The following is a 12019-nucleotide window of genomic DNA, read 5'->3' as shown; positions in this document are numbered from 1 at the left end:
ACTTCGTGCCCTTCGGCATTTCGAAAGAGGGCGAGCATGTATTATTCAATCGTGCCCAATTTGACACGGGGCCGTCGCGCGCAGCCTTGCCGGCCGTCAGGCAAGATCATCTTGCGCCAAGTGATTACGGCTTCGGCCGCGCGGCGGATCTGTGCGAAGGCGCGTTTTCCTGTTGCGGTCGCGGTGGCCGTTTTGTCGGCCTCTTCTGTTTTTGCGGGGGAAACGTTCCTGCGTGCCGAGCGGCCGGTTCTGCTCGTGCCCCGGGCGGCCGACTCCGTGCCGCAGAGCCTTCCCGATACGCTGATCGCGCCGCTTGCGGTTGCCATGCAGGTGGTCCGACCGCGTGCCGAACCCGCTGCGCATGCGCCCCCGCTTCAGCCATTCTCGGATCCCGCCACACTGATTCCGATGGTGGCCGTACTTGCCGTTCCCCCGGACCGGGACATGTCCCCGACAGGCGGTGTCAGCGTGGACCAGACGCCGCCCATTTCCCTTGGCCATGGCGACATGGACGCGGGCAATGTGCCGCATGTGGCACAACAGGCGGATCGTCAGGCGGCGTTGCAACCACCTGTAGTCCCGTCCTTGCCGGAGCGCGATGACCTCCCCGAGGTCGGGGCCTCTCTGCCGCCCGGGCCTGCCCTGAAAGATCTTCGCGTCCTGTTGAACGCGCCGCAGGACGTCTCGGGCGACCGCATTGCCGAAGTCGTGACCAATCTTGCCCAGTCGGGTTTTCGCCCCCCCGATCCGACGAAGGTTGCCTTTGCCATTTCGCGCAGCAATGTCCGCTATTTCCACCAGGGCGATGCGCAGGCCGCGCGGATCCTTGCCGAGCGCATCGGCGCCGATCTGCGTGATTTCACCGATTTCACCCCAAGCCCGCCCCAGGGAACGATCGAGGTCTGGCTGGCGGGGCGGGGCGCACCCCAGATCCGCCGTGCGCCGGGCCGCACGAAACGCACAACCCCGCGGCCCGACCTTGTTCAGCAAGAGGCTCAGCGTCTGCGGCGCAGCATCCTGCAGCAGCTTCGCGATGCGCTGAACCCCTGATTCAAACTTGTGAGGACGAACGATGCCCAATCCCAAGCTGATCGCAATTCTGACCGCCCTGTTGATGTGTGCCGGCTCGGGCAGCGCACAGGCTGCGTATACGCTCGAGCAGCTGCGCCAGATCGAAACCTACCTGATCCAGCGCGACTATGGCGCGCTGTGGCGCTTTCTCGCCGAACATCCCGAGATCCTGGAAGGCGACGATTCCCTGGCGCGTGAGTTGCGCGTCTTTACTCAGGCCATCAGCCGGGGGGCGACCGGGTTCAACTTTGCCGGGCCGACGGGTTCGGTCACGGCGCCGGCATTCGGTGCTGCCGCGCGCCGGATCTATTGATGTTGCAACGTGCCATGGCACAGGGGCCGGCAAGACAGACGCGGATCGCCTATGCGATAGACCCGCGGTTTCCTGGTGGAACATCCTCGGCCGTTGCCGCCGAACTGGGCGCCGTCGCGGGGATGGCGTCAGTGCGGGTGCATCCGGTGCACAGCCGGATGTTCCGCGACAGGCCGGTTTCCCCGCGCCTGGCCGAGTGCCTTGCAAGCCTGGGCATCGCGCTGGCCGCAGAGGGTGAAACGATCCGGGGCGATCTGGTCATCCTTCACAATCCCGCCTGTCTGAAATTCCAGGACCAGGCCGGATTTCAGATCATCGCGCGCCATCTTGTAGTCGTGACGCATGAAAACTTCCTGCGCCCCGGGGATGCTCCCTCCTTTGACGTTGCCAAATGCCTGGGCCAGATCGACCGCGCCAGCCTTTGCGCGCGCAAGTCGCTGGCGCCCATCTCTGCCGTGAACCGTGCCAGTATCCAGAGCTGGGCCAGGACGAACGACCTGCCCGCCGGATGGGACCTGCTGCCCGAAGACTGGTTCAATATCTGCGACGCGCCGCTGCGGCCTGCAACCGATCGGCCAAGGGACCGACGCGGGCGGCACTCGCGCCCGGGGCTGGAAAAGTTTCCGCCCCTGCGCGATCTCGAGCTTTGCTTTCCGGCTCATGCCGAGAGCAATGTCATCCTTGGTGCCGATCTGCTGATGCGGTTGCCCGAATTGCCCACCCATTGGCGTCTGTATCCCTTTGGCGGGCTCGATCTGTCGCGCTATTTCGAGATGATCGACTTTCTGCCCTATTTCACCTCTCCGATGTGGCGCGAAAGCTATGGCCGGGTTCTGGCCGAAGGCGTGGCGGCGGGCAAGGTCGTCCTGTCCGACCCGCAGACGGCCATGACGTTCCAGGGCGCGGTTGTCGCCACCACCCCCGCGGGGGTTGATGGCATCATCGCGCGCATGATCGCGGATCCGGGCCTGTATCGCGCGCAGGTCGCGGAGGGGCAGGAGATCATCGCGCGCCATGGGGCGGGTCAGTTCCGCGCCTTGCTGGAACGCCTGTTTCCCGATCTGTTCCCGACGCGGCTGGAGCGCGTCTCATGATCCTGATCGAGGCCGGCGAGATCTCCGAGCGCGGCATGGATGCCAAGCTGATCGTTGCCGATCAGCTGTCCCGGCTGGGGCATCGGGTAGTCCTGGACGATCGGACCCTGCCGCCGGACCTGGGCCGCCATCACGCCTACGAAGCCGCGCCCTTTGCGGCCGATCTGTCCGGGCTTGCGCTGGACCATCTTCTGATGCTGGGTGCCGAGACCCTGACCGACGAAATTCTTCTGCGTCTGCGTACCCTGGATCTTGCGCCTGACGCGCGGATGACGGCGCTGGGACGGTTCGGCGACGTTCAGGCGCGCATATCGGCCCAGTCCCGGCTTGCCTTCGCCGCCTGTCGCGAGCCCGATATCATAGACCTGAACGAGCTGATCGGCCCGGGCTTTCCTGACCGCGCCATGACGCCACTCTGCACCCGGATCGCCCATCGCGATCCGGCCCGGCCGCCACGCTTGGCGCTTGTGCTGACGCAGGAATGCTTCGAGGATCCGTCAATTCTTCTGCCCGATCTGGCGGTCATGGACGCAATGCCGGACTATTCCCTGGTCGTGATCGCCCCCGGTCAGGCCAAGACCCAGATCATGCAGTCAGCCTGGTCCGGTTTGCGGGTGCTGAACTTTTCCGAACTGATGCCCACCGCGCTGGCGCGCCGGCTGGATGCCGTTGCCTTTCTGGGCGATGCCGTGCCCGGCGAGCGGATGGCCACGCTTGCAATCGAGGTCCTCGGGCGGGGCGGTGTCGTTCTGGATGCAACCGGTCCGGGGATACTCGCAGGCGCGGGGGCCCCCATAGTGCGCGTGCCTGCTGCCCTTGCGGCGCTGGACGCCCATCTGCGGCGCCTGGTCCTGCCAAACCTGGCCGAGATCGGCCGCCGCAACCTGCAGGACGACTGGCTCGTGCGGCGCGACCTGAAGCATCTGGAGCGCGCGCTGGGCCTTGAGCCCGCACGACGGGATTCCGTCACGGACCAGCCGCGCCGCACGCTGTTCTTCCCGACCAACGGGGTCGGGCTTGGCCATGCACGCCGCGCCGTCCTGGTGGCCGGGGAAGTGCAACGCGGCGAGCAACCCGTCTTTGCGGCGTTCCCCAGCTGCGTCGATCTTGTCCGTCAGAGCGGATTTCCTTGTCTGCCGCTGGTTCAGCGCAGTGACCGACAGCCGCAGGAGCATGCGAACGACATCCTGACCTGGCTGCGCCTGCGGCGTGTGCTTCGCCGCGGGGATCGTCTGGTCTTCGACGGCGGCTATGTGTTCGATTCCGTGCATCGGGTGATCCATGAACGCGATCTGGACGCCGTATGGATCCGGCGGGGCCTGTTCCAGCCGGGTGCCGGGACCCCGGCAAGCGCGGACCGCGCCAGCGACTTTCGCGCAGTCATCGTTCCAAGTGAGGCATTCGACGAACTGAACGCCCCCGTCACCGGTTTGCAGCGGGTTCATCGCGTGGGGCCGATCGTCGACTTGGCCGACCCGATGGGTGCGGACGAACGCGAGACCCGAAGGTCCGAACTGTCGCGACAGCTCGGGCGCGGCTTCGATCAGCTGGTGGTGTCGATGCTGGGTGCGGGGGTTGCGGCGGATCGTTCCGCGCAGCTTCAGCTGATCGCCGCCCTGTGCGATGGCCAGCCTGGCTGCCTGCACCTGGCCATCATCTGGCCGGGCGGGGCGGTACCACCGGGCCTGTCACGCTGGCCATCGACGCGCGTTGTTCAGACACGCCATGCGCTGGCGCTTTGCCGCATTGCCGATGCCGTCGTTTCCGCCGCGGGCTACAATTCGTTCCATGAGCTTTTGTACCACCGCGTGCCGGCGATCTTCATTCCGCAGATGGCGCCGTTCATGGATGATCAGGAACGCCGCACCCGGGCCGCTGCGGATCGCGGCCTGGCCGTCACCGTCGGGGCGGACGAATTCCTGCAGCTCGAGCGCGAGCTTGTAACGTTCCTGCGCGGTGAAACGGCGGGCCGCCTGGCCCAGGCGCTGGCATCGGTCACGCTTCCGGCGCCGGGAACGCGGGACGCCGCGCGCATTGTCTGCGGGGATGATGCCGAAGCGGGGGGGTGGGCATGAATAACGATATCTGGCTGGAGGTCATTGCCCGGATCGGCGAGCCCGAGCCCTTGCTTCTGGATGAGGTGACGGACGATCTTCCGCCCGCGCCGGAAGGCTGGGCGGGGGGCGATGTGCCTCCGTCCCCGCGACTTTGGTCGCGCGACCCGGATGGCCCGGCCCGGATCGGTGTGCGCGTGGATGATAATCTTCCCGATCCGGCGCGGGTGGCCATGCGTCTTGCCGCCGCCGCGATCGAACGCGGGGTCGAGCCGGTCATACTGACCTCGCTGCCCAGGTCGGGTTTCGAGCGGTTCGGGCTGCGCGTCGAACGCTACATCGCGGGCGCGGCCGGGGATCGCGCCCGCTGGGAGGCCGAGATGTCGGCCTATTGGGATCTTGCCCTCATCGTCGACGCGGTTGACCTTGCGGCCTTTGGCTGATCGCTACTCTGCCGCAATGTCGGACGATCCGCCGGCAGGCTCGACGCGCACGGCGGCGAACTTGAATTCGGGGATCTTGCCATAAGGATCCAGCGCGGGATTGGTCAGCAGATTCGCCGCCGCCTCGACATAGGCAAAGGGCAGAAAGACCATGTCCTCGGCCACCGCGCGATCGGCGCGGGCCATCAGCTCGATACTGCCGCGTCGCGTCGTCAGCCGCACCCGCTCGCCCGGCCTGACCCCCAGCCGCTTCAGCGTTGCCGGGTGCAGCGAGCAATTGGCCTCGGGTTCGACCGCGTCCAGAACGCTGGCGCGGCGCGTCATTGCGCCCGTGTGCCAATGTTCCAGCTGACGCCCCGTGGTCAGGATCATCGGGAAGTCGGCGTCCGGCCGTTCGGCAGGGGGGACGATGTCGGCGGGGGTGAAGCTGGCCCGTCCGCCCTGTCTGGGGAAGCCCGAGCCGAAGACGATCGACTGGCCCGGATCTTCGGGCGACAGCGAAGGATAGGTCACCGCGCCTTCGCGTTCAAGGCGGTCCCAGGTGATGTTGTCGAGCGATTTCATCCCGCGCTTCATCTCGTCAAAGATCTCACGCGGATGCGCATAGGACCAGTTCAGCCCCAGCCTGCGGGCGATATCGACGATGATCGCCCAATCTTCGCGCGCTTCGCCCGGCGGCGGCACGGCGGGGCGGCCCATCTGGACCTGGCGGTTGGTGTTGGTGACCGTCCCGGACTTTTCATAGAAGGCCGCGGCGGGCAGCACCACATCGGCATACATCGCGGTTTCGGTCAGGAAGATGTCCTGCACGACCAGGTGTTCGAGGCTGGCCAATGCGGCGCGCGCGTGGTTCAGGTCGGGGTCCGACATGGCAGGGTTCTCGCCCAGAATATACATGGCGCGGATGTCGCCGGCATGCACGGCATCCAGGATCTCGGTTACCGTCAGGCCCTTTTCGGCCGAGAAGTCGCCCGATTGCCAGATTTCGGCGAAATGTGCCCGCGCGGCATCATCCGTCACGCTTTGATAGTCGGGCAGGAACATCGGGATCAGGCCTGCGTCCGAGGCGCCCTGGACGTTGTTCTGACCGCGCAGCGGGTGCAGGCCGGTGCCGGGCCGCCCCACATGGCCACACATCAGGGCAAGACTGATCAGGCATCGCGCATTGTCGGTGCCATGCACGTGCTGGCTGACCCCCATGCCCCAGAAGATCATGCCCGCGCGCGCAGTGGCGAAGTCGCGTGCAACCGCGCGCAGGGTCTCGGCCGGGATACCGCAGATCGGCGCCATCGCCTCGGGCGAGAAGCGGGCCAGATGCGCCTTCTCGGCCTCCCAGTTCTCGGTCCAGGTCTCGATATACTGGCGGTCGTAAAGACCTTCCTCGACGATCGCGGCCATGATGGCGTTCAGCATCGCGACATCCGTGCCGGGGCGGAATTTCAGCATGTGGGTCGCATGGCGACGCAGCCCGACACCGCGCGGATCCATCACGATCAGCTTGCCGCCGCGCTTGGCGAACTGCTTGAAATAGGTTGCCGCCACGGGGTGGTTCTCGATCGGGTTCGCGCCGATCACGATGGCCACGTCGGCATTCTCGATCTCGTTGAACGTCGCCGTGACCGCGCCCGATCCGATATTCTCGATCAGCGCCGCGACCGAGGATGCGTGGCATAGCCGCGTGCAATGGTCCACGTTGTTATGGCCGAAACCCTGCCGGATCAGCCGCTGGAACAGATAGGCCTCTTCATTCGAACACTTGGCGCTGCCAAAGCCCGCGACGGCGCGCGGACCATGTTCATCGGCAATCCGCCGCAATCCGCCGGCGGCCGCATCCAGCGCCTCTTCCCATGTCGCCTCGCGGAAATGGGTCAGGGGGTTGGCCGGATCGACATTCAGCCCCTTGGGCGCGCCTTCGCGCCGGATCAGCGGCTTCGTCAGACGCTGCGGGCTGTGGATATAGTCGAACCCGAAGCGGCCCTTGACGCAAAGCCTCCCTTCATTGGCCGGGCCGTCCGCGCCCTCGACCCAGGCGATGCGGTCGTCGCGGATCTTCAGATCCACCTGGCAGCCGACCCCGCAGAAGGGACAGACCGTGCGCACCGTGCGGTCATATGCGCCCCTGTCGCCGTGCTGGGAGTCGTCCACGATGCTGGCGGGCATCAGCGCCCCGGTCGGGCAGGCCTGGACGCATTCGCCGCAGGCCACGCAGGTCGATCCGCCCATCGGGTCGGCAAAGTCGAAGACGGGGAAGGAATCGTGCCCCCGCCCGGCCATGCCGATCACGTCGTTGACCTGCACCTCGCGGCAGGCGCGCACGCACAGCCCGCACTGGATGCAGGCGTCCAGATTGACGCGCATGGCCACGTGGCTGGCATCCAGCAGGGGGACGCGTTCGGGCTCGATCGCGGGAAAGCGGCTGTGGCTGATTCCGGTCGCCTCGGCCATGCGCCACAGATGCGACGACCGGTCATGCGCGTGATCCCGGTCGGGCTGGTCGGCCAGCAGAAGCTCGATCACCATCTCGCGCGCCTTGCGGGCGCGGCTGCTTTCGGTCCTGACCACCATGCCTTCGGCCGGAGCCCGGCAGCAGGAAGGGGCCAGAACGCGCTCGCCCTCGATTTCGACCATGCAGGCGCGGCAATTCCCGTCGGGGCGATAGCCTTCGTGGTCACGATGGCACAGATGCGGGATCAGCGTGCCTTCGCGTTTCGCGACCTGCCAGATCGTCTCGCCGGGCCGGGCCGTGACCTTGCGGCCGTCAAGGGTGAAGGTGATCGCGTCGGCCATGTCAGACCTCGTCCGGGAAGTGTTTCATTGTCAGCAGGATCGGATTGGGCGCCGCCTGACCCAGCCCGCAGATCGAGGCATCGGCCATCACCTGGGCCAGATCCCCAAGCGTTTCGCGATCCCAGCTTTCGGCCTGCATCAGCTTTACGGCCTTTTCGCATCCCACGCGGCAGGGGGTGCACTGACCGCAGCTTTCGGATTCAAAGAAGCGCAGCATGTTCAGCGCGGCCGCGCGGACCGAGTCCTTGTCGGACAGCACGACCACCGCGGCCGAGCCGATGAAGCTGCCATGGGGCTGAAGCGTGTCGAAGTCGAGCGGCACGTCATCCAGGCTGGCCGGCAGGATGCCCGATGACGGGCCGCCCGGCTGATAGGCCTTGAATTCGTGGCCCGGTGCCATGCCCCCGGCGGCGTCGATGATGTCGCGGATCGTCGATCCGGCGGGCAGAAGATAGACGCCCGGGCGCGCCACGCGTCCCGAGACCGAATAGCTGCGCAGCCCCCGGCGACCGTTCCGTTCGACCGAGTTCAGGATCTCGGGTCCTTCGCGGCAGATTCGGGCGACCCAATGCAATGTTTCGACATTGTGAACCAGCGTCGGCTGGCCCCACAGGCCCACCTGCGCTACATAGGGCGGGCGCAGCCGCGGCAGGCCGCGCTTGCCCTCGATCGATTCCAGCATCGCGCTTTCCTCGCCGCAGATATAGGCGCCCGCGCCGCGCCGCAGCTCGACATGGCCGGGCGGAACGATGCCCGCGGCCTCGAGCGCGGCGATCTCGCGACGCAGGATCTCCAGCACGGCGGGATATTCGTCGCGCATGTAGATGAAGCAGCGTTCGGCCTCGACCGCCCAGGCGGCGATCAGCATGCCTTCCAGCATCAGATGCGGCGTGCGCTCGAGATAGTAGCGGTCCTTGAACGTGCCCGGTTCGCCTTCGTCGCCATTTACGGCAAGATAGCGCGGCCCCGGATTGGCGCGTACGAATTCCCACTTCTTGCCCGAGGGAAAGCCCGCGCCGCCAAGACCACGCAGCCCCGCGGACAGGATCTTTTCCTGCACCGCCTTCCAGTCGCCGCCCGCGCGCAGTTCCAGCAGAACCCGATAGCCGCCCTCGGCGCGGTAGGCGTCGAAGCCTTGGTAATCCGGGATGCGCGGGTGGAAATCGCCCGAGGCCACGACTTCGGCAATCGCTTCGGGCGTGGCGTGATCGACATGGCGATGGCCGATCTCGACCGCTGGCGCCGTGTCGCACCGCCCCATGCAGGGGGCGCGTATGACCCGGACCTGGGACGGGTCCATCCCGCGTTCCAGCGCCTTGCGCAGATCCTCGGCTCCGGCCAGCTCGCAGGAGAGGGAATCGCAGACGCGGATCGTCAGGGCAGGCGGCGGTGCCTCGCCTTCGCGCACGAGGACGAAATGGGCATAGAACGAGGCGACCTCCCAGATCTCGGCCATGGGCAGGTTCATCTCTTCGGCCAGCGCGCGCAGATGTAGGGCCGACAGGTGGCCGTATTCGTCCTGGATCAGGTGCAGATATTCGATCAGCAGGTCGCGCCGCCGCGGCCGGTCGCCCAGAAGCGCCCGGATCTCGGCCCAGGCGGCGTCGTCCAGCTGACGGCCCTTGGGTGTCGGACGCCCGCGTTTGCGCCGGCCCCCTTTGTCGTCGCGTCCGTCCAGTGCCATCGTCTTGGATCCGTGTCCTGTTGTATCTGCCCCTGCGGGTCCCGTCACAGCCTAGCAGAGCGCGCCGGCCGATGTGAGCCCGTATGGCTCAATTTCATGTCACGGACCGGCCGCGCGCAATGGACAGTTTGCGCCGCTTTGGCTAACTGATGCGCCATGACATGGGACGAGGAAATCGACGCGAGGGGCCTTCTGTGCCCGCTGCCGGTGCTGAAGGCGCGCAAGCGTCTGGCCGGGATGGCGCCCGGCGCGGTCCTGCGGCTGATCACGACCGACCCGGCCGCCGTGGTCGATGTGCCCCATTTCTGCGCCGAATCGGGGCACGAATTGATGTCCGCGACCGAAGAGGATGGCGCCCAGATCTACCTGATCCGCCGCCGGACGCCCGGTTAGGGCGGGTTCGCGGCATGGACATGTCGCTTTCAGGCTGACCCGGGGCCGAAAGCCCGCCTAACCTTGCCGCAAGGGCAGGGGGAGGAGTCCATGACGTCACGCGATCCGTTGCTGCAGCCGTATCGGCTGAAACATCTGGTTCTGAAGAACCGCATCATGACCACGGCGCACGAGCCCGCCTATCCCGAGGACGGCCTGCCCAAGGATCGATACCGTGCCTATCACGTCGAGCGCGCGCGCGGCGGCGTCGCGCTGACCATGACGGCCGGGTCGGCCATCGTCAGCCGCGACAGCCCGCCGGCCTTCAACAATGTCCTGGCCTGGAAGGACGAGGTCGTGCCCTGGCTGGCCCGGCTGGCGGAGGAATGTCACGATCATGGCTGCGCCGTCATGATCCAGCTGACCCATCTGGGCTGGCGCACGCGCTGGGACCGGGGCGACTGGCTGCCGGTCGTGGCGCCATCGGGGCTGCGCGAGCCGGCCCATCGCGCCTTTCCCAAGGTGCTGGAAGACTGGGACATCGCCCGCATCATCCGCGACTATGCCGATGCGGCCGAACGGATGAAGGCGGCGGGTCTCGACGGGATCGAGATCGAGGCCTATGGCCATCTGATCGATGCCTTCTGGTCGCCGCGCCAGAACGCGCTGGACGCGCCGTGGAACGGCGATCTGACCGCGCGGATGAAGTTCAGCCTGGACGTGCTGGCCGCCGTGCGCGAACGCGTCGGCCCCGAATTCATCGTCGGCGTGCGCTATACCGCCGACGACCGGGCGCCGAACGGCATCAGCGTCGAGGACGGGCTGGAAATCGGCCGGCGCCTGCGCGATTCGGGGATGGTCGATTTCCTGAACGTGATCCGCGGGCGCGTGGAAACCGATGCCGCCCTGACCGACGTGATCCCGGTCCAGGGCATGGCCCATGCGCCACATCTGGATTTCGCGGGCCGTATCCGGGCCGAAATCGGTCTGCCGACCTTTCATGCCGCGCGCATCCCCGACGTGGCGACGGCGCGTCACGCGGTGGCCACGGGGCAGCTGGACATGGTTGGCATGACCCGCGCCCATATCGCCGAGCCGCATATCGTGGCGCGCATCATGGCCGGCCGCGAGGATGACATCCGTCCCTGTATCGGCGCGACCTATTGCCTGGACCGGATCTATCAGGGCGGCGAGGCGCTGTGCATCCACAATGCGGCGACCGGGCGCGAGCTGAGCCTGCCGCATGTGGTCGCGCCGGCGGCGCGGGCGCGGCGTGTCGTCGTCGTGGGAGCGGGGCCGGGCGGGCTGGAGGCCGCGCGCGTGGCCGCCGAACGCGGCCATGCGGTGACCGTGCTCGAGGCCCAGCCCGAACCCGGCGGCCAGGTGCGGCTGATCGTCCGGAACCCCAGGCGGCGCGAGATGCAGGGCATCGTCGACTGGCGCATGGCGCGCTGTGCCGCTCATGACGTGGTCTTTCGCTTCAATTGCTGGGTCGAGGCCGAGGACGTTCTGGCGCTGGACCCCGATGTCGTCATCGTCGCGACGGGCGGTCTGGCGCAGATCCCAGCGCTGCAGTCGGGCGGGGATCTGGTCGTCACGGCCTGGGACCTGATTTCGGGCGATGTCCGACCGGGGGCGAACGTGCTGATCTGGGACGATGCGGGCGACCATGCGGCGCTGATGGCGGCCGAGATCGCAGCCGATGCCGGTGCCCGCGTCGAAGTGGTCACGCGCGACCGAAGCTTCGCCCCCGAGGTGATGGGCATGAACCTGGTGCCCTACATGCGGGCATTGCAGCCGCGTGAGGTCACTTTCACCGTGACGCGGACGCTGGAACGTGTCGAACGCGCGGGGAACGGACTGCGCGCGACGCTGGGGTCGGATTACGGCGCCTTCGGGCAGGCGCGCGAAGTCGATCAGGTCGTGGTCAATCACGGCACGGCTCCGCTGGACGACCTGTATCTGGCCCTCAGGCCGCATTCGGGAAATGGCGGCGCGGTGGACTACGACGCTCTGGTCGCGGGCCTGCCGCAGCCGCTGCCCGATCGGGGCTTCCAGCTGTTTCGAATCGGTGATGCGGTGGCGGCGCGCAACATTCATGCCGCCGTCCACGATGCGCTGCGCCTGTTGAAGGATCTGTGACCCCCCTTTCGTTTTCGTGTGGCGAGGCTATGGTGGCGCAAAGAACGGGGCGTGCGCGT

At 67.0% G+C, this 12019-nt stretch carries 9 protein-coding genes; 7 read left to right on the top strand and 2 right to left on the bottom strand.

What is annotated here, in order from left to right; all coding sequences use genetic code 11:
• Positions 1 to 276: 276 nt before the first annotated feature.
• The 5 genes from LV82_RS01045 to LV82_RS01025 are packed head-to-tail and all read left to right on the top strand — an operon-like array spanning position 277 to position 4975.
• Positions 277 to 1050 carry a hypothetical protein gene (locus LV82_RS01045; RefSeq protein ID WP_146065111.1) on the top strand — a complete coding sequence of 258 codons (774 nt, stop codon included), beginning with the start codon at positions 277 to 279 and terminating at the stop codon, positions 1048 to 1050.
• A 22-nt stretch (positions 1051 to 1072) separates the two neighbouring features.
• Positions 1073 to 1384, top strand: coding sequence for a hypothetical protein (locus LV82_RS01040; protein WP_104068853.1), 312 nt, complete (start codon positions 1073 to 1075; stop codon positions 1382 to 1384).
• A complete protein-coding gene (locus LV82_RS01035) occupies positions 1384 to 2478 on the top strand; it encodes a glycosyltransferase family protein (RefSeq protein WP_104068852.1) in 1095 nt (364 codons plus the stop codon). Before LV82_RS01040 ends, LV82_RS01035 begins: the two co-directional genes overlap by 1 nt.
• Entirely contained in the window at positions 2475 to 4553 is a 2079-nt protein-coding gene (locus LV82_RS01030) for a glycosyltransferase family protein (RefSeq protein WP_104068851.1), read from the top strand. The genes LV82_RS01035 and LV82_RS01030 overlap by 4 nt, the downstream gene beginning before the upstream one ends.
• Positions 4550 to 4975: a hypothetical protein gene (locus tag LV82_RS01025; RefSeq protein ID WP_104068850.1), complete on the top strand. Its 426-nt coding sequence runs from the start codon at positions 4550 to 4552 to the stop codon at positions 4973 to 4975. Before LV82_RS01030 ends, LV82_RS01025 begins: the two co-directional genes overlap by 4 nt.
• A gap of 3 nt (positions 4976 to 4978) precedes the next feature.
• Here the strand turns inward: LV82_RS01025 and fdhF are convergent, their stop codons facing one another.
• Positions 4979 to 7762, bottom strand: a complete 2784-nt coding sequence (gene fdhF / locus LV82_RS01020) for a formate dehydrogenase subunit alpha (RefSeq protein ID WP_104068849.1) — start codon at positions 7760 to 7762, stop codon at positions 4979 to 4981.
• Position 7763: 1 nt separating this feature from the next.
• A complete protein-coding gene (locus LV82_RS01015) occupies positions 7764 to 9446 on the bottom strand; it encodes an NAD(P)H-dependent oxidoreductase subunit E (RefSeq protein WP_104068848.1) in 1683 nt (560 codons plus the stop codon).
• A 156-nt stretch (positions 9447 to 9602) separates the two neighbouring features.
• Between LV82_RS01015 and LV82_RS01010 the strand changes: the two genes are divergently transcribed.
• Both LV82_RS01010 and LV82_RS01005 read left to right on the top strand, forming a co-directional pair.
• Positions 9603 to 9839, top strand: coding sequence for a sulfurtransferase TusA family protein (locus tag LV82_RS01010; RefSeq protein ID WP_104068847.1), 237 nt, complete (start codon positions 9603 to 9605; stop codon positions 9837 to 9839).
• A 90-nt stretch (positions 9840 to 9929) separates the two neighbouring features.
• Positions 9930 to 11960 carry an oxidoreductase gene (locus LV82_RS01005; protein WP_104068846.1) on the top strand — a complete coding sequence of 677 codons (2031 nt, stop codon included), beginning with the start codon at positions 9930 to 9932 and terminating at the stop codon, positions 11958 to 11960.
• The last annotated feature ends 59 nt before the right edge of the window (positions 11961 to 12019 follow it).

It is taken from the genome of Albidovulum inexpectatum (assembly GCF_002927635.1).
Taxonomy (GTDB): Bacteria; Pseudomonadota; Alphaproteobacteria; order Rhodobacterales; family Rhodobacteraceae; genus Albidovulum; species Albidovulum inexpectatum.
This window is presented reverse-complemented; position numbering and strand designations above follow the sequence as displayed.